Source organism: Marinimicrobium alkaliphilum, from assembly GCF_003259155.1.
In the GTDB taxonomy this organism is placed as follows: Bacteria; Pseudomonadota; Gammaproteobacteria; order Pseudomonadales; family Cellvibrionaceae; genus Marinimicrobium_A; species Marinimicrobium_A alkaliphilum.
Genome location: NZ_QGMQ01000004.1, coordinates 376275 through 398845 on the forward strand (window position 1 = coordinate 376275; position 22571 = coordinate 398845).

At 59.2% G+C, this 22571-nt stretch carries 18 protein-coding genes; 10 read left to right on the top strand and 8 right to left on the bottom strand.

Features of this window, described 5'->3' with window-relative positions:
- Nucleotides 1–6: 6 nt before the first annotated feature.
- Together DKW72_RS09045 and DKW72_RS09050 are read right to left on the bottom strand one after the other, a co-directional pair.
- Complete coding sequence (locus DKW72_RS09045) at nt 7–495, bottom strand: DUF1289 domain-containing protein (protein WP_198411287.1); 489 nt, start codon at nt 493–495, stop codon at nt 7–9.
- Between the two features lie 91 nt (nt 496–586).
- The gene (locus tag DKW72_RS09050; RefSeq protein ID WP_111642020.1) at nt 587–1615 is read right to left on the bottom strand and encodes an SMP-30/gluconolactonase/LRE family protein; all 1029 of its coding nucleotides are present in this window, start codon (nt 1613–1615) and stop codon (nt 587–589) included.
- A gap of 259 nt (nt 1616–1874) precedes the next feature.
- Here DKW72_RS09050 and acnB point away from each other — a divergent pair, with 259 nt between their 5' ends.
- Nucleotides 1875–4493, top strand: coding sequence for a bifunctional aconitate hydratase 2/2-methylisocitrate dehydratase (gene acnB / locus DKW72_RS09055; RefSeq protein ID WP_111642021.1), 2619 nt, complete (start codon nt 1875–1877; stop codon nt 4491–4493).
- A gap of 163 nt (nt 4494–4656) precedes the next feature.
- Entirely contained in the window at nt 4657–5394 is a 738-nt protein-coding gene (locus tag DKW72_RS09060) for a dienelactone hydrolase family protein (RefSeq protein WP_111642022.1), read from the top strand.
- 173 nt (nt 5395–5567) lie between these two features.
- On the opposite strand, the gene DKW72_RS09065 is transcribed toward DKW72_RS09060, so the two are convergent.
- A complete protein-coding gene (locus DKW72_RS09065) occupies nt 5568–6947 on the bottom strand; it encodes a hypothetical protein (protein WP_111642023.1) in 1380 nt (459 codons plus the stop codon).
- Between the two features lie 11 nt (nt 6948–6958).
- Nucleotides 6959–7918 (bottom strand): sigma-54 interaction domain-containing protein, encoded by a 960-nt coding sequence (locus DKW72_RS09070; protein ID WP_111642024.1) that lies wholly within the window; start codon nt 7916–7918, stop codon nt 6959–6961.
- A 193-nt stretch (nt 7919–8111) separates the two neighbouring features.
- Here DKW72_RS09070 and DKW72_RS09075 point away from each other — a divergent pair, with 193 nt between their 5' ends.
- The 8 genes from DKW72_RS09075 (at nt 8112) to DKW72_RS09110 (ending at nt 17074) form a co-directional block, all read left to right on the top strand.
- A complete protein-coding gene (locus DKW72_RS09075) occupies nt 8112–9854 on the top strand; it encodes a SulP family inorganic anion transporter (protein WP_111642025.1) in 1743 nt (580 codons plus the stop codon).
- A 99-nt stretch (nt 9855–9953) separates the two neighbouring features.
- Nucleotides 9954–10844, top strand: a complete 891-nt coding sequence (locus tag DKW72_RS09080) for an MBL fold metallo-hydrolase (RefSeq protein WP_111642026.1) — start codon at nt 9954–9956, stop codon at nt 10842–10844.
- Between the two features lie 21 nt (nt 10845–10865).
- The gene (locus tag DKW72_RS09085) at nt 10866–11300 is read left to right on the top strand and encodes a YeeE/YedE family protein (RefSeq protein WP_111642027.1); all 435 of its coding nucleotides are present in this window, start codon (nt 10866–10868) and stop codon (nt 11298–11300) included.
- A gap of 12 nt (nt 11301–11312) precedes the next feature.
- A complete protein-coding gene (locus DKW72_RS09090) occupies nt 11313–11738 on the top strand; it encodes a YeeE/YedE family protein (protein WP_111642028.1) in 426 nt (141 codons plus the stop codon).
- A 305-nt stretch (nt 11739–12043) separates the two neighbouring features.
- A complete protein-coding gene (locus DKW72_RS09095; protein ID WP_111642029.1) occupies nt 12044–13072 on the top strand; it encodes a DUF3080 family protein in 1029 nt (342 codons plus the stop codon).
- Between the two features lie 66 nt (nt 13073–13138).
- Nucleotides 13139–13978 carry an SDR family oxidoreductase gene (locus DKW72_RS09100; protein ID WP_111642030.1) on the top strand — a complete coding sequence of 280 codons (840 nt, stop codon included), beginning with the start codon at nt 13139–13141 and terminating at the stop codon, nt 13976–13978.
- A 451-nt stretch (nt 13979–14429) separates the two neighbouring features.
- Nucleotides 14430–16331, top strand: a complete 1902-nt coding sequence (htpG, locus tag DKW72_RS09105) for a molecular chaperone HtpG (RefSeq protein ID WP_111642031.1) — start codon at nt 14430–14432, stop codon at nt 16329–16331.
- Between the two features lie 284 nt (nt 16332–16615).
- The gene (locus DKW72_RS09110; RefSeq protein ID WP_111642032.1) at nt 16616–17074 is read left to right on the top strand and encodes a methylglyoxal synthase; all 459 of its coding nucleotides are present in this window, start codon (nt 16616–16618) and stop codon (nt 17072–17074) included.
- 15 nt (nt 17075–17089) lie between these two features.
- On the opposite strand, the gene DKW72_RS09115 is transcribed toward DKW72_RS09110, so the two are convergent.
- The 4 genes from DKW72_RS09115 to DKW72_RS09130 form a co-directional block, all read right to left on the bottom strand.
- Entirely contained in the window at nt 17090–18730 is a 1641-nt protein-coding gene (locus DKW72_RS09115) for a CotH kinase family protein (protein ID WP_157960444.1), read from the bottom strand.
- A 268-nt stretch (nt 18731–18998) separates the two neighbouring features.
- Complete coding sequence (locus tag DKW72_RS09120) at nt 18999–19724, bottom strand: glycosyltransferase family 25 protein (RefSeq protein WP_111642034.1); 726 nt, start codon at nt 19722–19724, stop codon at nt 18999–19001.
- Complete coding sequence (locus tag DKW72_RS09125) at nt 19714–20973, bottom strand: O-antigen ligase family protein (RefSeq protein WP_111642035.1); 1260 nt, start codon at nt 20971–20973, stop codon at nt 19714–19716. Before DKW72_RS09125 ends, DKW72_RS09120 begins: the two co-directional genes overlap by 11 nt.
- 6 nt (nt 20974–20979) lie before the next feature.
- The gene (locus DKW72_RS09130; RefSeq protein ID WP_111642036.1) at nt 20980–22422 is read right to left on the bottom strand and encodes a mannose-1-phosphate guanylyltransferase/mannose-6-phosphate isomerase; all 1443 of its coding nucleotides are present in this window, start codon (nt 22420–22422) and stop codon (nt 20980–20982) included.
- Nucleotides 22423–22571 lie beyond the last annotated feature (149 nt).

Sequence of the window (22571 nt, forward strand, 5' to 3'; positions counted from 1 at the left end):
TCTAAATCACTCAGTGGTCGACGATTGCTCACCCGCCGGCCTTGGCAACCCGGGCAACACATAGCGCTCATAGTGAGCGCACGAAAGGGTGTAGAAGTCCTGATCAATGGCATCACGAATGGCCGGCAGTGCCATGCCCTGCCCCCCTGACGCCCGTTCTAATCCATAGTGCCGAAGATCCTGGATCTGATTGGCGCCGGCCTTGAGCAGATCAAATACCCACGTGTAGGGACTTTGCTCCTCACGAAAACGGACCTGCTGGTGGGAGATCTGCTCGTACAGCAGTCGCTCGTCGCTCACTGCCAGGTAATAACTCACCACCTGCACCAGGAAGCTCTCCAAGCGCTGAGCAATCAACCGCTTCTCGGATTGGTCGTAAACGTTCCAGTCAATGACCTCATGGGCAAATCGCTTGCAACCCCGGCAGACACTGTCGCCAATACCGGTGGAGCAGACGCCCACGCAAGGGGTTTTTACGGGTGCAAACAGGGACATGACATCTCGCTCTCGAATTCCGAGGCATTATACCCTAGTGAGCTCGACCCGCGGCAAGCGGATCGAAAGTCTGACGCCGACGCCAGCGCGTCTAATAGGGGTAACCCGCAATATCGAGCTCGATAGCCCAGAGCGCGCCCGCGCCGGTGATGTAGAGGGTCTTGCGGTCCGCGCCACCAAATGCGGCATTGGTGATATTGGCATCGATGGCGATGGTCGCGATCGAGTCGCCGTCAGGGGTAAATACCTGGATACGCTGTCTCGTGTGCTCGGTGGCGTAGATATTCCCCAGACAATCAATGGCAATCCCATCGGGCGTGGACAGCGACGCGATATCCTCACCCTCCCCCGGCACGCCATCCACCAACGGGTAGCGGCGCAGCACCCCATCTTCCATGTCACCGGAGACATAAAGCACGTTCTGATCTGGCGACAACGCAATACCATTGGGGTTGTACATGCTCTCGTCCACCACGGTCACACCGTCCTCGGCCACCCGGTAGACCCGGGTCTTGGGCTGCTCGCCCGGTCCGGCACTGCGCTGAAAATCCGGGTCGGTAAAGAAAATGACGCCCTCGTCGGTCACCACCAGATCATTGGGGGAATTGAACGGTTCACCTTCAAACTCATTCACAATCAACTCACGGTCGCCGGTATGCGGGTTATAACGAGAAATGGCTTTGAGGTCGTGGGTGGCCGACAGCAGATAGCCGTCTCGGTCAATGGCAGCACCGTTGGAGCCGCTGTTATCAATTGCGGTCGTCAGCTCACCGGTTTCCGGGTCAAAGCGTTGAATACGGGAGGGAAAATGAGATTCAAAGGTGAAGTCGCTGAAATAGAGCGCACCGTCGATCCACGCAGGTCCCTCGTAGAGTCCAGCCTGATCCCGACCGGGCGCCGTATTGGGCAGTCGTTCGGCCACCAACTCGCCGCTCGGCGGCCTACCGGGCTCCTCGGGGCAAGCCCAGGTCGGGGGTGTGGGAACACCGGTGGGAACCGCGTCCGGCTCCGGCGTCTCAGCAACAGGCGGTTCCTCCGCCACTCGGGCCCCATCCCCGCACGCGGTAAGGGCCAATGCGGCGGCCAAAGCAATGAGTGAATAGCGGGTTGTCGTCAACATAGAAGGCGCTCCTTGGCAATTATTGTCGAATGTCGTTAGCGCAAACATCATAGCCTGAAAACCGGTCAATGTAAGCCCCCGCCACCAAAACACGCTTTCGTTCTGCAAAGGCCCGCTTGGGACTGGGGGCCGCTTTGTGTATAATTCGCGCGCCCTATAACGCTGCGCCCCAGGCGCCGCCATCCATGTCGGTCATGGATAGCCTCTCGCGGCAGAGATCCTGCCAAGGGAGTAACCCATCAATCAGAGGAAATCAACCGTGCTTGAAGCCTATCGTAAACACGTCGAAGAGCGCGCGGCAGAAGGCGTGCCGCCCAAACCCCTGAGCGCCGAACAAGTCGCCGGCCTGGTCGAGCTGCTGAAGAATCCGCCCGCAGGCGAAGACGCCATCCTGGTCGACCTGATCACCCACCGCGTGCCCGCTGGCGTGGACGAAGCCGCCTATGTCAAAGCCGCGTTCCTGAGCGCGATCGTCAAAGGCGAAGCTGAAAGCCCCTTGATCACCAAAGAAAATGCCGTAAAGCTGCTGGGCAATATGCACGGCGGTTACAACATCGAATCCCTCGTCAATCTGCTCGACGACGCCACGCTGGCGCCTCTGGCGGCTGAGGAACTGAAGCACACCCTGCTGATGTTTGATGCGTTTCACGATGTTGAGGAAAAAGCCAAAAACGGCAATGCACACGCCCAAGGTGTCATGCAATCCTGGGCCGATGCCGAGTGGTTTACCCAACGCAACGCCGTTCCCGAAAGCATCAAACTCACCGTCTTTAAGGTTACCGGCGAAACCAACACCGACGACCTGTCCCCGGCTCAGGATGCCTGGTCCCGCCCGGACATTCCGCTGCACGCCCTGGCCATGTACAAGAACGAGCGTGACGGACTGACTCCCGACGAGCCCGGCACCATTGGCCCGATCAAGCAGATCGACGAGCTCAAAAAGAAAGGCTATCCCCTCGCCATGGTGGGTGACGTGGTCGGCACCGGTTCTTCACGCAAGTCCGCTACCAACTCGGTGCTCTGGTACATCGGTGACGATATCCCCGGCGTTCCCAACAAGCGCACCGGCGGTGTCTGTATTGGCAGCAAGGTTGCCCCGATTTTTTACAACACCATGGAAGATGCGGGCGCGCTGGTATTTGAAGCCCCGGTCGACGACCTGAACATGGGCGACGTGATCGAAGTTCGCCCCTACGAGGGCAAAATCCTTAACGGCGAAACCGGCGAGCTGATCTGCGAGTTCGGCCTCAAGTCTGACGTACTCCTGGACGAAGTACAGGCCGGCGGCCGGATTCCCCTGATCATCGGTCGCGGACTCACCGGCAAAGCGCGCGAGTCCCTCGGCCTGGCGCCCTCTACCCTGTTCCGCAGACCCGAGCAGCCCAAAGACACCGGCAAAGGCTACACCCTGGCCCAGAAAATGGTGGGCAAGGCCTGCGGTATCGAAGGCGTGCGCCCGGGCACCTACTGCGAACCCTACATGACCACCGTCGGTTCCCAGGACACCACCGGCCCCATGACCCGCGACGAACTGAAAGACCTGGCCTGCCTTGGCTTCTCCGCCGACCTGACCATGCAGTCTTTCTGCCACACGGCGGCCTACCCCAAGCCGGTAGACATCGACACCCAACACACCCTGCCCGACTTCATCATGACCCGCGGCGGTGTATCTCTGCGCCCGGCCGACGGCATCATCCACAGCTGGCTGAACCGCATGCTGCTGCCCGATACCGTGGGCACCGGCGGCGACTCCCACACCCGCTTCCCGCTCGGCATTTCCTTCCCGGCCGGTTCCGGCCTGGTGGCCTTTGCTGCCGCCACCGGCGTGATGCCGCTGGATATGCCCGAGTCGGTGCTGGTGCGCTTCAAAGGCGAAATGCAGCCGGGTATCACCCTGCGCGACCTGGTCAATGCCATCCCCTACTACGCCATTCAGAAGGGCTTGCTGACCGTTGAGAAGAAGGGCAAGAAAAACATCTTCTCCGGTCGCATTCTGGAAGTGGAAGGCCTGCCGGATCTGAAAGTCGAGCAAGCCTTTGAGATTTCCGATGCCTCGGCCGAGCGCTCTGCCGCCGGCTGTACCATCAAGCTGGGCAAAGAGCCCATCATTGAGTACCTGAAATCCAACATCACCATGTTGCGCTGGATGATCGAACAGGGTTACGGCGATGTCCGTACCTTGGAGCGTCGTGCACGCAAGATGGAAGAGTGGCTGGAGAATCCGGAACTGATGGAAGCCGATGCGGATGCCGAATACGCCGAGGTCATCGAGATCGATCTGGCGGAAGTGACCGAGCCCCTGCTGGCGTGCCCGAACGACCCGGACGACGTCAAGAAGCTGTCCGACGTTCAGAACACCAAGATCGACGAGGTCTTTATCGGTTCGTGCATGACCAATATCGGCCACTTCCGTGCTGCGGGCAAACTGCTCGACGCCAGCAAGGAAGAACTGGCCACCCGCCTGTGGATTGCGCCGCCCACCAAGATGGACGAGCACCAACTGATGGAAGAAGGTTACTTCAACATCTTTGGTCGCAAGGGCGCGCGCACGGAGATGCCGGGCTGCTCCCTGTGTATGGGTAACCAGGCACGCGTGGCTCCGAACTCTACCGTGGTGTCTACCTCCACACGTAACTTCCCGAACCGTCTGGGACAAGGTGCCAACGTGTACCTGTCATCCGCCGAGCTGGCGGCAGTGGCCGCCATCACTGGCAAGCTGCCCACGCCTGCGGAGTACCTGGAGTACACCCAGGGCCTGAACAGCATGGCGAGCGATATCTATCGCTACCTCAACTTTAACGAGATTGAGGAATACCAGAAGTCAGCTGACGAAGGTAAGCGCATCGCTGCGGTTCAGATCGAAAGCGTTGCCGTATAACGCCCGACGGCTCCCGTAGTACCGAAAAGCCCGCCGCTCACCCGGCGGGCTTTTTTATTATTCACTAGGGCTTCTTGCGTCTCCAGCAGCGGGCCGCTAGCATGGCCCAAAGCGCGGGGAGCCATCCCCGTTGACCTGACAAGACTGACCGGGCAGAACCACGATGATCATCCAAAACGATTACGTTGACCTGAACACCGCTACCGGCACCATGCGCACCTACGTATACCGACCGGTAGCCGACGGCCGTTACCCGGCCATTATTTTTTATTCCGAAATTTTCCAGCAGACAGCGCCCATCGCCCGCTCCGCCGCGATCATGGCCGGGCACGGATTTGTGGTGTTGGTGCCGGAGGTGGCGCACGAACTCAACCCGATTGGCACGGTGCTGGGCTATGACGATGCAGGTAAGGACAAAGGCAATGCTGACAAATTCGCCAAGCCTCTTAAGGACCACGACAGCGATACCGTGGCAATGGTCGACTTTCTTGAGCAACAGCCCTATTACGCCGGCAGTGTCGGCAGCATGGGGGTGTGTCTGGGCGGACACCTGGCCTTTCGCGCCGCGCTCAACCCTGCTCTCAAGGCGGCCTGCTGCCTCTACGCGACCGACCTGCATTCCAATACCCTGCCCGCCCCCGACGCCGACCAGACGCTGGCGCGCGCCGACGAAATCCGAGGCGAATTGCTGATGATTTGGGGCCGCCAGGATCCTCACGTGCCGGATGCGCCACGAGCGCAGATCAACGAGGCCTTGCGCAAGGCCGGGTGTCAGTTCAGTTGGGTGGAAGTCAACGGTCAGCATGCGTTTATGCGTGACGAGGGCGAACGGTACGACCCGGAATTGGCGTTGCAGTGTTACCAGATGGCAGTGAATTTATTTCGGCGTTGTTTGCGTTGAGGCATTAAATCGATTGGGCTTGGGTAGTTCCAGTCGGTATCGGTGCCTCAGGTGTCGGATTACACCTTTAGGGCTAATCCGACCTACTGGAAACAAAGTGCCATTGTTCGAGTAGGTCGGATTAGGCGAAGCCGTAATCCGACACCTGAGGCGCCCTTACCGGCTGGAGGCAATCAGTCTTCAATCAACTGCAACACCGGACGCCAACCAAACCCCCAACCGGTAAAATCCGCTGGCGTTGCGTGAAAACGCGAGGGCACCAGAAAGCCGCGATTGATGCCATGCTCATCACCGTAAATGCTGACATTTTCTCGACACCAGGTGGCCGCGCCTCGATCGGTGTGCAGATTCAGTGCAGCGGGTTCAAAAGGCTCATCGAGCCAACCGTAACGACTGGGAAAGCGTGCGAAATCCCCGTCGGGCTCCACGACACCGCCAATCAGGCGATTCCACTCACTGTCGTGATCCAGTGTCGACTTGCCACACTGTATGAGGCGGACCCAATAGCGATTGCCGTCGGTATCCGTCACGGTGACATCCTGATCGTAGCGGCGCATGCCCACTCTGACCTTGCGGTTTTCACCGGCCACCAGCCCGGCCTTTGCCAATGCATTCCAGCTCAGGGAGTGACGGACCGACTGGGCTGCGACGAGTAGCGTCTGCCCCCGATAATGGAATTTGAGCCAGTCCGGCGCGCCGGTCTCATGCTCCTCACCCTTGTGAAAACCCACAAGATCAGCGATCTTGGTCCCCGAGCCAAACAGTTCATCGTTGCCAACCGTGCCGTAGTAGCGCACCTGGCCATCCGGTGAGCGCTGAGCAACAGCATGATCCAGCGTCTCGTCCGGCACGGCCTCAGGCTCGACCACCTCCAGCACGGGACGCCAATAGACGCGACTACCGCGAAAACCGGGTCGGGCAGCATGGAAGCGGGAGACAAAATAGTAGCCGCGCATGACCCGGCGATTTTGACTGTACCGATCCTGACACCAGTTCAGCGACCCCTGATAACCGACCTTCAGATCATCATTGTCATAAGGCCGACGAATCCAGCCGTAGCGCTCGCCGCGAAAATCCATATCGCCTTGATGAACACCGCCGATCAGGAGATTCCACTCGGACAATTCATCCATGGTGTGTTGTCCACAATGCAGCAGGCGCACCCGATACTCGGTACCATCGAGATCAGTCACCCGTGCGTCACCATCGGCGGCACCGACGCGCGCAATATCCCACCAAGCCACGGTATGCATGACCGGCTGCTTAGCCACCAGAACGCGGCTACGTTCGCCATCAATCTGATAATCAAACGCGAGCCAATCCGGGCTGGCTCGGTGGATCTCGCCACGGACCTTGCCCCGTGCGTCCACCGGCTGGATCAGGTCGGGAAAGGTTTTTTCACCAAAGAGGGCGCTGCTCGAGCGCTCACCGTAGAAGCGCACGACCACCTGACGGTTGTCGTAGTCGGTGGCAAGAGTTTCAACCGGGTCGCGCTCACAGCCCCACACCAACGCGAGTGCTGCAAGCCAACCAAAACGCAGTAGATAGGCCATTGTTATTATTCCTAAGACAAGTTGAGTGTTTTCATTTTACGCCAGAGCGTCGCCCGGGAGATACCCATGGCTTTGGCCACGGCGAGCTTGCGCCCTCTGTGATGTTGCAACAGGGCCAGAATCTGCTCGCGCTCACTGGCCTCCAGGTCGGTCACCGCTTCGTCCGCCGGGCCCTCGCCGCGCAGCTCCGGCGGCAGATCCTCACACCGAATCACGGTGCCCGTGCCGATGGCGTGACTGTAGGTCATGACATTGTTCAGCTCACGGATATTGCCGGGCCAAGGGTAGCTGAGCAGCGCCTCGTAGGCCTCGCGGGACACCTTCTCCACTTGACGCTCGCTGTCGGCATTGAGCTCGCGAATAAAGTGCCAGAGCAACATTTCGACATCCCCTGCCCGCGCCCTGAGCGGCGGCAGGTAGAGCGGCACAACGCGCACCCGGTACATCAGATCTTCCCGAAAGCGCCCTTCCTGTACCAGTCGCCGCAAGGGTTTGTGCGTTGCGGACACCAGACGGATATCGGTGTGAAGGGTGTCGCTCGACCCCAGGGGGGTGAAGCAACGATCCTGCAGCACGCGCAACAGGCCCGCCTGGATATCCAGCGGCATCTCGGCAATTTCATCCAGAAAGAGCGTGCCCCCATCGGTCAACTGCAGCAACCCCACCCGGTCATGGGTGGCGCCGGTAAAGGCGCCGCGCTTGTGGCCAAAAAGCTCTGAGGCCATAAGCTCCCGGGACAGGCCCGCGCAGTTGATCGCACTGAAGCGGCTGCCTTGGCGGCGCGACGCCCGATGTACCATGCGCGCGACCAACTCCTTACCGGAACCGGTCTCACCGCGCACCAGTATCGACGCCTGCGTGCGCGCGACCCGTTCAACCTGGCTGACAAAATCGCGCATGGTGTCGGCTTGGGTGAGCAGACCACCGTAGTTGTCCGGGCGAAGCCCCGGGTCTGTGTAATACTGAGTCATGGCCGTGCTCATGCGGGAGTGCGTGATTCAAAGGTTAACGCGCTGAAACATCTGTTGCAACATTATGCCGCACTCAGTCCGGCTGCAGGCGATTTTATCAATATAATCAACACCTTAATACTGGCACGAAGCTTGATAGAACAGAGTTGACCTAGGCATCCATCGAAAACCTGGAGAGATTCAAGAACCGCCCATGACCCCTCGAAACCTTACCCGCGTGAGCCGATGGCTGCCAGCACTGACCTGGCTTGCCGGCTACCAGCGCCGTTTTTTGCGCGGTGATCTGGTGGCCGGCGTGACCGTCGCCATGATGCTGATTCCCCAGGCCATGTCTTACGCCATGCTGGCGGGACTGCCCCCCACCGTCGGCCTTTACGCATCGGTGGTGCCTCTGCTGATCTACGCGCTCTTCGGCAGCTCACGTCACCTGGCGGTCGGGCCGGTGGCGATGGTCGCCCTGCTCGTGGCCAGTGGCATTGGGCCACTCGCCGAGGCGGGCACCGGGGAATATATTGCGCTCGCGGTGCTGCTCGCCCTGTTGGTGGGCGCCGTTCAACTCGGTATGGGTCTGCTGCGCCTGGGCTTCCTCACCAACTTCATGTCCCATCCGGTGATCGCGGGTTTTACCAGTGCAGCCGCGCTGATTATTGGCTTCAGCCAGCTCCAGCACCTGACCGGCTTGAGCCTGCCCCGCTCGGAGAATATTGTCCTGATCGCCTGGCACACCCTCCGGGAGGCCGGCGCCATCGCCCCAGCCACGCTGGCGTTGGGCGCTGGCAGTATTGCCGCCATGCTGATTCTGCGGCGAATCAATCCGGTGCTGCCCGGCGCCATGATCACGGTGGTGGTCAGTACCCTGCTGGTGTGGTTGTTCGAGCTGGACCGCCGTGCCGGCGTTGCCGTGGTGGGCGAGGTTCCGGCGGGTCTTCCGGGGTTCAGTCTGCCCTCACTGGAATTGGGCCAGATCAGCTCGCTTGTTCCCATTGCTGTCACCATTGCCTTTATCGGCTTTATCGAGAGCATTGCCGTTGCCAAAAAAATTGCCGCGCAGAAGCGCTATGAGATCGACCCCAATAAAGAGTTGGTGGGGCTCGGGCTGGCCAATATCGGGGGGGCTTTCTTTAAGGCCATGCCGGTCACCGGCGGCTTCAGCCGCACCGCAGTCAATGCCAGTGCCGGGGCCAACACCGGGCTGGCGTCGATCATCACCGCGCTGCTGGTGGGGCTCGCGCTGCTGGTACTGACGCCGCTGTTTTACACCATACCCAATGCAACCCTGGCGGCCATCATTATCGTCGCGGTGGCCGGGCTGATTGATGTCCACGAGGCCAGGCACTTGTGGCAGGTCAAACGCGAAGATTTTGTCATGATGACGGTGACTTTTTTTGCGACTCTGTTACTGGGCGTCAAGACCGGTATTTTCCTGGCACTGGGTGCTTCCATGGTGTGGTTCGTGGTGAAGACCACACGCCCACACTACGCCGTGCTCGGGCGTCTGCCGGATACCGAGATCTATCGCAACATCAAGCGTCACCCGGAGGCGGTGACCGAACCGGGCGTTCTTGCGCTGCGCTTTGACGGGCAGTTTTACTACGGCAATGTGAGTTTTCTGAAGCTCAAGATCCGGGAGGCGGAGGCGGCAATGACGTCACCGTTGCGGATTCTCGTGCTCGACGCCAGTGCCATCAACCAGTTGGATTCCTCGGCGGACACGGCGCTGCACGAGCTGACTGACGATTTCCGCCGCCGGGGCATCGACCTCTACTTTGCCAACGTCAAAGGGCCGGTGATGGATGTCATGGGGCGCAGTGGTTTTGTCAATCACCTGGGGGAGGATCACTTTTTCCTCACCACCCACAGCGCCCTGGTTCAGGCCCGAAGAAGCGTGAAACAAGTGTTGCAACATACTGATACATTACGCAGCAATTATTTATAATTTCCTTTATTTATCAAAAGGTTACACATTGGCACGCGATTTGATCAATCACTTTATCAGCCGCCAATTTTGCCTTGGCGAGGTAACCCAGGAGGGACAATGACCATGACTCCAAGCATCAGAACATTTTACGACGACGCGACCCATACCCTGACCTACGTGGTTTACGACCCGGAGACGCTGGATGCCGTGGTGGTCGACCCGGTACTCGACTATGATCCGATTGGCAGCAAGGTGTCGGACGAATCCTTTCAGAAGGTGGTGGACTTTGTGCGCGCTGAGCGCCTGACGCTGCACTACGTACTGGAGACACACGCGCACGCCGATCATTTGAGCGCGAGTCAACTGTTCAGGGATGAGTTCCCGGGTCTCAAGGTTGCCATCAGTGAGCGCATCACCCAGGTGCAGAAAGTCTTTAAGGGCATTTACAACCTGCCCGACACTTTCGTCACTGGCGGGGAGCAGTTCGATCGGTTGATCAAGGACTTTGAAGTGTTTCATGTGGGCAGTCTGACGGTGAAAGCCCTGCCGACCCCGGGGCACACGCCCGCATGCCTGAGCTATCTGATGGGCGACGCGGTGTTCACCGGTGATGCGCTTTTTATGCCCGACCACGGTACCGGACGCTGCGATTTCCCGGCCGGTGATGCCCGCGCCATGTACAAGGGGGTCACCGAAAACCTTTACACCCTGCCCGACTCGGTCAAGACTTACACCGGGCACGATTATCAGCCCGGCGGCCGCGAGCTGCGCTGGGAGAGCAGTATCGGCGAGCAAAAAGCGCTCAACGTGCAGCTCAATGCCGCGACCACGGAAGACGCGTTTGTACGTTTTCGCGAGCAGCGCGATGCGACCCTGGCGGCGCCCACACTGATTTACCAGAGCATTCTGGTCAATATCGAGGCCGGGCATTTACCGAGACAGGAGAGCAATGGCAAACGCTACCTGAAGATTCCGCTCAATATTCGCACTGACCGGATCGCTCACTAACCAACACGAGGAGAACAGCCTGTGGAAATCATCAACTTCACTCCGGTGAGCGCCTTTATCGGCGGCGGCCTGATCGGCCTTGCCGCCGCCCTGCTCATGCTACTCAATGGCCGTGTGGCCGGTATCTCGGGCATTGTCGGCGGCGCCCTGGTGCCCGCCAAAAATGACAGCGGCTGGCGGCTGATGTTTATCGTCGGGCTGGTGGTCGGTGGGCTGATTTACCAACTGCTCGGCATCGGTCCCGGTGTCGGCCATATTCAGGCGGTCGCAGGCACCCCCGTGCTGATTGTTGCGGGCCTGCTGGTCGGTATCGGCACCACCATCGGCAGCGGCTGCACGTCCGGCCACGGCATCTGTGGCCTGGCACGGATGAGTCCGCGCTCGCTGGTGGCGGTGCTGAGCTTTATGGGCGCCGCTTTCGTCACCGTTTATATCACCCGCCATCTGATTGGTTAAGGAGCCTGATACATGAGTAATCAAAAACAAATGGCAACAGCACTTCTGGCCGGCATTGTGTTCGGTTTCGGGCTGTCGGTGGCGCAGATGATTGATCCGGCCAAGGTGGTCAATTTTCTCGATGTGTTTGGCACCTGGGATCCGTCACTGGCTTTCGTCATGGGTGGCGGCCTGCTGGTCAATGCCATTGCCACGCCCTGGATTTTCAAGCGCGGAAAACCGATTGTCGCCGACCTGTTTCACTTGCCTACCAAAAAGACGATCGATAAACGCATTGTTTTTGGCGGCGTGCTCTTTGGTATCGGTTGGGGTCTGGCGGGTTATTGCCCCGGACCAATGCTGACATCGTTGAGTTTTTTCAATGCCGACATTCTGACGATTGTTTTTGCGTATCTGGTGGGCACCTGGGTGACCAAGCAGGTATTGGCCCGCATGTGATTTTCCCCCGGGCGAGTCCGGTGCCTCACGTGTCGGATTACGCCCTTCGGGCTAATCCGACCTACTGGATGCAGTGCACCGTTGTTCGAGTAGGTCGGATTAGGCACAGCCGTAATCCGACGATGAGGCACCTAACCCAAAACGACCCCACAGCGCACCAACGCTCGAATAGGTCGGCTTAGCGCAGCCGCGCTCCGACACCTGAGGCATCTCCCCTCAAGATACCGGGCATCTCTCACCCCTCCCAACACGTACTGATAAACGTTACACTGAAACGATGATGCCTCCGCAACCAAAGGCACCCCATGACGCGTCTATCAATCCGCTTACTACTCGTGCTCCTCGCCCTCTGCCTCGGCGCCTGCAGCCCCCAAAGCGCCGAGGATGTGCACCGCGATTATCTTGCCCGCCTGGCCCGGGTGCTAGATGCCGAACGCCCGCGCGTCGAGCGTGACAATCCGCCCCGACTGCCGCGCTCCGCCGAGTTGCGTCAGGTCATAGAGTCTCCCTCCGTCAACCTGCTCGACTGGTGGGCCTTTCGCGAATGCGGCCTGACGCCGCTGTTGAGCGAGCGCAATACCAGCCTGGCCCGGGTCATGCCACCGGCGCACCACATGGATATGGATGCTCGGATCATCCAGCAACTGCGCCACTGCAACGACACCGTCGACGACGAAGAGCTTCTGGCCCTGAGCGAGTCCCTGTTCGAGCTCAAGATGGCCCAATGGCCGGCCCGCTACTGGAATGCGACCGCCGCCGGACCGGAGCTGCGCCTGTTCTGGTCTCCGTCCACCAACCCGCTGCGTCCTGGCGACGAAGCCTCATACAGCCCCGCGATCGCGGCGATTGAGCGCCTCACACAGCTTCACGATCAAGTGTTATCTCCCGAAGACTGGCCCGGCATTCGAACTCTGGAGCCTCACTATCAGGCCCTCGAGCGCGGCCGCCTGGGCGGGCAATTGGTGCAGAGCCTTCAGGTCAATGTCGATTATTTACAGGCCGCCAATCGTATGATGGCAGAAGCGGTCGAGCGCCGGGCGCTGTGTCCCGTCAGCCCGCAGGCGGACCTGACCGCAGCCCGCAACGTCATGACCTTATACTTCATAGGCAGCGTTCAACCGATGATGGCGGCGGTCAATCAGCGAGCCAACCTGTTGCTGCCCGCCTACGCCCGTCTGATCGCGGTACAGGACCCGACGCTGCAACCCCTGATTGCGGGCCACAGGGATGCGGTGCAGGGGCTCCACGAGACCGCCCTGCAAGCCACTCGCCAGCATGTGGACTACTGGCAGCAGCTCTTCGCCCAATGCGGGCGCGAAGCCGTCGAGCGCTAAGCAACCGTCGGATTACCGCCAGCGCTGTGGCACAATGGCGCCTTTTCAGAAGCCACGGAGGCTGCCATGACCGAACAAGCCCGCTCCATTCTGATCACCGGCGCGTCGACGGGCATCGGCTATTACTGTGCCAAAGCACTCCACAAGGCGGGCTATCAGGTGATTGCCTCCTGCCGCGCGATGGCGGACGTCTCCCGTCTTCAGTCCGAGGGGCTGACCTGTATTCAACTGGACGTCGCTGACCCGCAAAGCGTTGAGGCCGCCGTGGATAAAACCCTGGCACTCACCGATGGCAAGCTTTACGCCCTGTTCAACAACGGCGCTTACGGCCAGCCCGGCGCTGTCGAAGACCTCAGTCGGGATGTCTTGCGCGAGCAATTCGAGACCAACTTTTTTGGCTGGGCGGACCTCACCAACCGCCTGCTTCCCAGCATGATCGCCCAGGGCGAAGGGCGCATCATTCACAACAGCTCGGTGCTGGGCTTTGCCGCCATGTCCTTTCGGGGCGCTTACAATGCCAGCAAGTTTGCGCTCGAGGGCCTGACCGATACCCAGCGCCTGGAGCTGCGCGGCACGGGGGTCCAGGTGAGCCTGATTGAGCCCGGCCCGATCCTGAGCGATTTTCGCAAAAATGCCCTGGCAGCGCTCAAACGCAATATTGATGTCGGGTCCAGCCGCCATCGGGCGGGGTATGAAAAGGCTCTGGAGCGGCTGAACAAAACCGGGAAGGCCATGCCGGGCACCCTGGGGCCGGAGGCGGTGTACAAGAAGCTCAAACACGCCCTGAAGGCCAAGCGCCCCAAACCCCGCTATTACGTGACCTGGCCGACCTATTTGATGGGCGCCCTCAAGCGGGTACTCAGCACCCGGTTGATGGACAAGGTGCTGGCGCGAGTCAGCAACTGACCGTATCCCTAGCGCGGGCTGAGGTGCCTCAGGTGTCGGATTACGGCTGCGCCTAATCCGACCTACGCGAACAATGGCACCCTCCCCCAGTAGGTCGGATCAGCCCGCAGGGCGTAATCCGACAGAGATGCGCCACACCCCGAACAGTGGCACGATGTCTCCAGTAGGTCGGATTAGCCCAAAGGGCGTAATCCGACAAAAACACCACCCAACCCCGAACCAAGACACCACCGCCCCAGTAGGTCGGATTAGCCCGCAGGGCGTAATCCGACAGTGATGCACCACACCCCGAACACTGGCACGATGTCTCCAGTAGGTCGGATTAGCCCAAAGGGCGTAATCCGACACCTGAGGCACCCAACCCTCCCCGATCCTCCCCTTGAAATCCTCTACGCCGCCCCCACTAACTACCCATCCAACACCCTCCCTACCTGTCACAAAGGAGCCAAACATGACTGTAGAGGCACATAAAGAAACGCGGGGCTTCCAGACCGAAGCCAAGCAACTGCTGCACCTGATGATCCACTCCCTGTACTCCAATCGGGAGATCTTCCTGCGTGAGCTGGTATCCAATGCCTCGGATGCCGCCGATAAACTGCGCTTTAAAGCCGTGTCGGACGACAGCCTGTATGAGGGCGACAGTGACCTCAAGATCCGCATCGGTTTTGACAAGGACGCCAAGACCATTACCGTTACCGATAACGGCATTGGCATGAACCGGGAGGAAGTGATCGAAAACCTCGGCACCATCGCCAAATCCGGCACCGCCGCCTTCCTCGAACAGCTGAGCGGCGACCAGAAGAAAGACTCGCAACTGATCGGTCAGTTCGGTGTCGGCTTCTACTCGGCCTTTATCGTCGCCGACAAGGTAGTCGTGACCACCCGCAAGGCCGGCACACCCGCCAACGAAGCCGTGCGCTGGGAGTGCAGTGGCGAAGCCGATTTCACCATTGAGAACACTGAGCAGGCCGAGCGCGGCACATCGATTGAACTGCACCTGAAGGATGACGCGCTGGAATTCGCCGATCATTGGCGCCTGCGCTCCATCATCAAGAAGTATTCCGACCATATCTCACTGCCCATCGTCATGCAGAAACCAGCCTCTACCGATGACAGCGATGAGAAGACCCCGGAAGACGAAACCATCAACACCGCCACCGCACTCTGGACCCGCTCGCGCAGCGAGATCACGGATGAGGAGTACAAGGAGTTCTACAAGCACATCAGTCACGACTTTGAAGACCCGGTCAGCTGGAGTCACAACCGCGTGGAAGGCAAGCTCGACTACACCAGCCTGCTCTACCTTCCGGCGCGTGCGCCCTTTGATCTGTACAACCGCGACGCCGCGCGCGGCTTGAAGCTGTACGTTCAGCGCACCTTCATCATGGATGATGCGGAGCAGTTTTTGCCGCTGTACCTGCGTTTTATCAAGGGCGTGGTGGACTCCAATGACTTGTCACTGAACGTGTCACGGGAGATTTTGCAAAAAGACCCGAACATCGACAACATGCGCACCGCATTGACCAAACGCGCGCTGGATATGCTGAACAAATTGGCAAAGAATGAGCCTGAGCAATATGCGAGCTTTTGGAAGGAATTCGGCCAGGTGCTGAAAGAGGGCCCAGCAGAAGATCACGCCAACAAGGACAAGATTGCCAAGCTGCTGCGCTTCAGCACCACGCACACCGACAAGCCGGAACAGGATCAATCGCTGGACGACTACATCAGCCGTATGCAGGATGGCCAGGACAAGATCTATTACATCGCGGCGGAAAATTTCAACACCGCCAAGAACAGCCCGCACCTGGAAGTGTTCCGCAAAAAAGGCATTGAAGTCCTGTTGCTGTGCGACCGTGTCGATGAGTGGCTGATGAGCCACCTCATGGACTACGACGGCAAGCAATTGCAAGACGTAGGTAAAGGTGAGCTGGATCTGGGCAAGCTGGATTCCGAAGACGAGAAAAAAGAGCAGGAAAAAGTGGCCGAGGAACTGAAGCCCCTGCTGGAGCGGGTGAAGGCGGCCCTGAGCGATAAAGTTGAGGATGTACGCCTGACCCACCGCCTGACTGAGTCGCCCGCGTGTGTGGTGGTGCCGGAGCACGAGATGGGTGCACAGATGCGCCGTATTCTGGAAGCGGCCGGGCAGAAGTTGCCGGAGAGCAAGGCGATTTTTGAGTTGAACCCGGAACACCCGCTGGTGCAGAAGCTTAACGGCGAAACCAGCGATGAACGCTTCAACGATCTTGCCAGCGTGTTGTTTGATCAGGCAAACTTGGCTGAGGGCGCGCACTTGGAAGACCCGGCGGCTTATGTGCAGCGGTTGAACAAATTGTTGCTGGAATTGAGCCATTAATCCATTTTTGAGTTGGGTGCCAGAGTGTCGGATTACGGCCCTTTGGGCCTAATCCGACCTACTCGAAAAATGGCGCTGTGGGGTTTTGTCGGATTACGCCCTTCGGGTTAATCCGGCCTACTCGAACAAATGGCACAGGGTCTCCAGTAGGTCGGATTAGGCGCAGCCGTAATCCGACAACAAGGCACCCAACCAAGAGCAACGGGCACGAGGTCTCCAGTAGGTCGGATTAGCGCAGCGTAATCCGACACCTGTGGCACCCATCCCCAATAAAAGGAATCCCCATGGATTACAAAACCATCGAACTCCCCGCCGACAAAAGCATCGCGCTGGTCGCCCATGACAACAAAAAGAAAGACATGGTCGCCTGGTGCAAAAAGCACCAGAGCACGCTCAACAAACACACCCTCTACGCCACCGGCACCACCGGCAGCATTATCGAGAAAGAGGCGGGCCTGACCATCAACAAACTGATCAGCGGTCCGCTCGGTGGAGACCAGCAGGTCGGTTCACTGATTGTCGAAGGCAAAGTCGATTTTCTGATCTTCCTCTGGGACCCGTTCGAGCCCCTGCCCCACGATCCCGACGTCAAAGCCCTGCTGCGCATCGCAGCGGTGTGGAATATCCCGGTGGCCTGCAACCAGATTTCTGCCGACATCATGATTGCCTCGCCCCTGTTCAACGAAACGACTCCGCGCTCGGTACCCGACTACGACCGCTACCTCAAGGCCCGCACCCAGTAACCGGGTGACGCGCCCTCAGGGCGCATCCAGGATGGTGGTCAGGCGCGCCTCCGCACTGCCGCTCATGGCGTAGTCGATCATCACATCCAGGCGGTTGACCGAGGGCCGTGCCACAGGCTCGCTCACGGTCAATCCTTCGGTGCCGCTTTCCAGACGAATCCGGCTCTGATTACCCACCGAGTGGGCGCCTCCGGTGTACCAGTTGAAATCGTTTCCGGGCGCTGTACCAACACCGTGATCGTCGTTGCGGTAGAACACGCTAAGTGTGCCCTGCAAGGGAACATCGCTGCTCAACAGCCAGTCCTTGTTGATCGGATTTTCCGGATCACCCGCGACCGCGGCCAGGCGGATATAGGCACCGGCCGGCACTGACTCGGCGGCGGTGAAACGCCCTACCGTGAAGCCGAACTGATCCACAAAGGTCAGGGTTTCGCCCTCGCCCAAAGTCTCGTTCAATGTCAGCTCCCGCTCATGACGACCCACGCTCTGACTACCGGAAATATAGATACGCAAATGCTCCCGGCGTAAGTCACGATACTCGCGCACCTGCTCGACATGCTCCTCATAGGCGACGCCCAGATCAAAATGATTTTCGTGGTTGCGCGCAAACTCGTTGTCATACAGCCCGCGTGGGCGTCCATAGGGCTCGGTCTGCTCAAGCACCCGCTCAAGCTCTGCATCGAACGCAGAGAGCCATGTATCGCTGTCGACCTGCTCAAGCAGCCAGTCATTCAACTGACTTCGCAACGCATCGGTCTGCATAAAATAGCTGAACAGGCGATTGACGTGCTGCCCCTGCTGGACAAAACGTTGATGACGATATTCGTAAGGAAACATCAATTGTCCAAAGGCACCCAAACCATCGCTGTCATTTCGGGTGTGGGAGCCCATGCTGAGGTTCTTATCCCAAGGGATAAAGAACCACTTGGCTTCCGGGTCTTCATGATCTTTGAACCACCAGTAGTCATTACCCCAAAACGTGTCGATATCGCCAATCAGAATATGCACACCCAGAAATTTCATCATGGCTTCAACGTCGACACGCTCGGCCAGCTCTTCAGCAAAGCGATCACCTGGTTCGCTCTGATCGACCCACAAAATCAGGTCTAGCACCTCGTCCCAATCGGCACGCCGATCATTAAACCTGGCTTCGACGCACGCCAACGCTTGCTCTCGCGTCATTGCTGACCAATTATTGTCTGCAAAAGCGGTGAACTTATTCGCCCCTACTCCACAGTCATTTCCACCATCACGAAACTGATCACGAAACTCATCGCGCACCAGAGTGGCATCACGATTCAAACCACGCTTGCGTGAGAAGCGCCGATCGATACGCTCCACATGCATGTAGAAACCTTCAAAAACATCATTGATAAACAGTTCGAAAAAGAAGGTGTCCGGTGCTGGCAGCTCGTACTGACGGAACAGCCACATGGCCATGTGCTCGCGTACAAAGCTGGGGTCGCGCCACATGGCTCTGGCGTTGATGCGATCGGCGCCATCAAGAAAGTCCTGGTCGCCGTCGTCAAAGCGTATGTTGTAGCCCTTCTTGGGCTCACTGCGAGTGGAGTTGCCCCGAAAGCGCATTTCGACGGGGTAGGTTTCGGGGTCATCCTCCAGCCGAACCTTTGCTGGCAGACGGTCATCTGATTCCACTGGACGGCGGTATAGCTCATTTAGATCGGCAGGATGCAACTCAAGATTGACAGTTAACACTGTGCCCGCGGGTGGTGTAACGACGGGTGTCTGGTTACCAGAATCCGGCTCGGGGGCAGAAGTTGAGGAGCCGCAGCCTCCCACTAAAAGCAACAAAAAGGCGGCTGCAAAAGATGATGCTAGCGTTGATTTGAGGTGCATAAATTATTCGCTTTCCTTGCCAAAAGGCGGGGATATTAGCAAACCAAACTAGCCGAAGCAAACACACTTAAATTCTAATGATTTTCCCTATCAGTCTTCGAAACCCCAGGTACAACCGAAAGAACTCCCGAGTCACTTTGTAAGCAAGAGGCGTGCGGGCTTTCTGGGGCGGATGGATGGTGGTTTCAAACGGCTGCTCCAGCCCTACCACGCCGGGCTTGATACCCAACATGGGAACACCGTGACGCCAGGACAAATCCATATAGTCATCGACAGGCAATACCCAGGGGTGGGCGTGATAGAGAAAGCGCTGCGCCGCTTCGGGGGTCAAGAGATAAGCCACAGCGCCAAAAGGCGTTTTCCGGTATTCGTGAATGGCGTAACCGGCCACCGTCTTGCGAAGGCGGCTGGGTTTGTCAGCCTGATATAAACGCACGTAATCCACCTGCTCGGCCACCGCGCGCGCCTGCGTCAGAAACACCGCAAACGCTGGCCCGATGACGGCGTCGTCCTCCAACACGATGATCGGGTGCCCGAGCGCGACGCAGCGCTGCCACAGCAGGGTGTGACTGGCCCACACGCCCAATTCACCGGCGGAAAACGGGCGTCCTTTACAGCGCAGGCGCCGGGCCCGGTCCACACGCTCAAACAATGGATGTGCCGCGCGGCCATCCACGGCCTCAAACATCTCGAGCGCCACACCCAACGCAGCCGCCTGCTCTTGCATAAAAGCACGCCGCTCGGTCGAACGGGGCAGATTGATGACATATAGCGGAAGCTGACTATCGGTCATGACTGGCAGCACGCCGACGTTGAGGGTTCAGATGCACAAAGCAGAACGTCAAAACGGTAAACAGTGCGAACAGCGTCAGGCGATTGTGCAGCGGCACATCGGTCAGGCCGGAGACGATAAAACTCGCGATAAACACCAGTGCCATACGCGCCACCAACTGGTCACGATGACGCAAAAAAAACACCGCTAAAAATCCGTAGAACAACAACAGACAGACCAACCCCGGGTATCCCGCCACCGCCAGCGATTGAAAAATGTCCGAATGAAAGTGGGCGACCTCGAGACTGCTGCGCACATAAGGCCGAACCCGGCCCTGATCGACCCACTCCAGCGCCTTGGCTCGGGCATTTTCCTCACCCAACCCGAACGGGTGTTCGCGCGCGACCAGAGTTGCCGCGCGATAGAGCTCCAAGCGAATGGCGGTCGAGGATGCGCGCTCCGGATTGCGTTGATACTGTTGGTATTCCTGGGCCGCCACCTGAAAACGGTGGGTAATGACTTTGCCGGACAGAATCTCCGCCACCAACAGGCAGAGCACCAATGCCATCAGCGCCAAAATCGATACCTTGCGACCACAATAGCGCGCCGCGAACCAGGCCAGATAAAGCACCCCCGGCAGGGTGGCCAACAGTGCACCGCGCGCTTCGGTCAGAATAATCACGCCAATCCACAACAGCAGGCCGAGCACGCCCACCGCCAGTTGCCACCATCGACGCGCGGCCGTAACCGCGACACAGGCCAGACAAAAAAGTCCGGCGGCAACTTCCGCATAGGGGATTGGATTGAAGTGCATGGAGGGCCGGTCGCCGCCCTGCAGCAGTTGCGCCCCGAAGGTTGTCGCCGCACCGACCACCAGCGCATAGAGCACGGGCTGGGCCGAGGGGCTGTAGCGCAGTGCCGCTGCACCCACGGCCAGAAACAACCAGCCGTAACTGACCCGCTCCATGACACTGGCATCGCTGGCGCTGACAAGAACGCTGAAGTAATGGGGCAGGCTCAAGATCAGCAGCGCCCAGGCCCAGGCGGTCATGGCCGGATTCCAGGTGGCGCGTCGACGCGCCAACACCACGAAGCTTGCGAGTACGAGCAGGATGGGCACCAACCGATAACCCAGGCTGGTGCTCAATGCAAAGACCGGAAAAGCCGCAAACATCAGGGCGTAGTAGCCGCTAAAAAAACCCTCTTCCCGGGTTTCCCCGGCACGACGTTCAATACCGAGCGCCGAGGCCAGCTGTGTCCACCCTGCCATCGACGTCTAGCTCCGCCCGTAGGTATCTTCAAAGCGCACGATATCGTCCTCGCCCAGGTAGGAGCCGCTCTGCACTTCAATCAACACCAGGTTGATCAGGCCGGGATTCGCCAAGCGGTGCTTGTGGCCCATGGGGATAAAAGTCGATTCGTTTTCCCGCAGCAGGATTTCCTGCTCGCCGTTGACCACTTTGGCGGTGCCACTCACCACGATCCAGTGTTCGCTGCGGTGATGGTGCATCTGCAGTGACAGCGAGGCACCCGGCTTGACTTCAATGCGTTTGATCTTGAAGCCCAGCCCTTCTTCAATCACGGTAAAGGTGCCCCACGGACGATGCACAGTGCGGTGGAATTGCTGCAAGCCGTTGCCGGCTTTCTTGAGCTTGCTGACCACTTCCTTGACGTTCTGGGCGTGGTCTTTGCGCGCCACCAGGAGCGCGTCTTCGGTGTCCACCACGATCAGGTCTTCGACTCCCAGAAGCGCGCTCAGGCGGTAGGGACTGTAAACGTAATTGTTGCGCGCGGACTCCACCAGCACCTCGCCTTCCAGGCGGTTGCCGGCATCGTCGGGCTCGGTCAATTCTTCCATGGAATTCCAGGAGCCCATATCGCTCCAGCCGATCCGGCAGGGAATGACCGCCACTTTTTGCGAGAGCTCCATGAGCGCGTAGTCGATGGAAATGTCCGGCACCTGGGAAAAGTTGTCGATATCCAGGTTGATACAGCGCTGACGCGGCCCTTCGGTCTGGCCAGAGGCTTCCAGCGTGCGGGCGACCGCGTCCAGGACCTGCGGGCAGTGCTCGCGCATTTCCTTCAGCAGGCTGCTGACTTTGAAGCAGAACATCCCCGAATTCCAATAGTAGTTCCCCGCGTCCAGGTACACCTGGGCCTGGGCTTCGGCCGGCTTCTCCACAAAGCGGGCAACGCGACAGCCCCCGCCCTGCCCCAGGGCCTGACCGGCGTCGGCTTCGATATAGCCGAAGCCGGTTTCCGGGTAGTGGGGATGGATACCGAAAGTCACCAGCCAGTCGTCGGCGGCCAGCAGACGGGCCTCGGCCACGGCGCTCTGAAAAGCGGCGCTGTCGCGGATCAGGTGGTCGGCAGCCAGGATCAGTACCTGAGCATCATCGCCATGGGTCTGCTGCACTTGCAGGGCCGCCGCGGCCACGGCGGCCGCCGTGTTGCGTCCGAAAGGCTCGAGAATGTAGCTGAGTGTCGTCTCGCCCGCACCCACTTCCCGGTACTCGTCATCGGTGCGGAAATAGAGGTCGCGATTGGTGACCGTCAGGATTTCGCCCACATCGGGCAGGTTGCGTGCCCGCTCGAAGGTCTGGCGGATCAGATTGGCGCCGCCGGGCAGCTCCATAAACGGCTTGGGGTTGGCCGAGCGAGAGACCGGCCACAGGCGACTGCCTGCGCCGCCGGACATGATGACGGGGATTAACGACATAAGCGGGGTCCTTGGCTTTAAACTGCAATTAGGCGCCGATTGTAACCCAAATAATGGCTTATTTGGGGTTGGGTGCCTCATTGTCGGATTACGCCCTGCGGGCTAATCCGACCTACTCAAACAATGGCACCCCGCATCCAGTAGGTCGG

Bases quoted from the DNA above. Each gene is read 5' to 3' on its own strand.
- DKW72_RS09065 (WP_111642023.1), bottom strand. From the start codon at position 6,947: ATGGCCTATCTACTGCGTTTTGGTTGGCTTGCAGCACTCGCGTTGGTG.
- DKW72_RS09100 (WP_111642030.1), top strand. From the start codon at position 13,139: ATGACCGAACAAGCCCGCTCCATTCTGATCACCGGCGCGTCGACGGGC.
- DKW72_RS09050 (WP_111642020.1), bottom strand. From the start codon at position 1,615: ATGTTGACGACAACCCGCTATTCACTCATTGCTTTGGCCGCCGCATTG.
- DKW72_RS09110 (WP_111642032.1), top strand. From the start codon at position 16,616: ATGGATTACAAAACCATCGAACTCCCCGCCGACAAAAGCATCGCGCTG.
- DKW72_RS09070 (WP_111642024.1), bottom strand. From the start codon at position 7,918: ATGACTCAGTATTACACAGACCCGGGGCTTCGCCCGGACAACTACGGT.
- DKW72_RS09095 (WP_111642029.1), top strand. From the start codon at position 12,044: ATGACGCGTCTATCAATCCGCTTACTACTCGTGCTCCTCGCCCTCTGC.
- DKW72_RS09060 (WP_111642022.1), top strand. From the start codon at position 4,657: ATGATCATCCAAAACGATTACGTTGACCTGAACACCGCTACCGGCACC.
- DKW72_RS09130 (WP_111642036.1), bottom strand. From the start codon at position 22,422: ATGTCGTTAATCCCCGTCATCATGTCCGGCGGCGCAGGCAGTCGCCTG.
- DKW72_RS09045 (WP_198411287.1), bottom strand. From the start codon at position 495: ATGTCCCTGTTTGCACCCGTAAAAACCCCTTGCGTGGGCGTCTGCTCC.
- DKW72_RS09125 (WP_111642035.1), bottom strand. From the start codon at position 20,973: ATGGCAGGGTGGACACAGCTGGCCTCGGCGCTCGGTATTGAACGTCGT.
- DKW72_RS09080 (WP_111642026.1), top strand. From the start codon at position 9,954: ATGACCATGACTCCAAGCATCAGAACATTTTACGACGACGCGACCCAT.
- DKW72_RS09075 (WP_111642025.1), top strand. From the start codon at position 8,112: ATGACCCCTCGAAACCTTACCCGCGTGAGCCGATGGCTGCCAGCACTG.
- htpG (WP_111642031.1), top strand. From the start codon at position 14,430: ATGACTGTAGAGGCACATAAAGAAACGCGGGGCTTCCAGACCGAAGCC.
- DKW72_RS09120 (WP_111642034.1), bottom strand. From the start codon at position 19,724: ATGACCGATAGTCAGCTTCCGCTATATGTCATCAATCTGCCCCGTTCG.
- DKW72_RS09090 (WP_111642028.1), top strand. From the start codon at position 11,313: ATGAGTAATCAAAAACAAATGGCAACAGCACTTCTGGCCGGCATTGTG.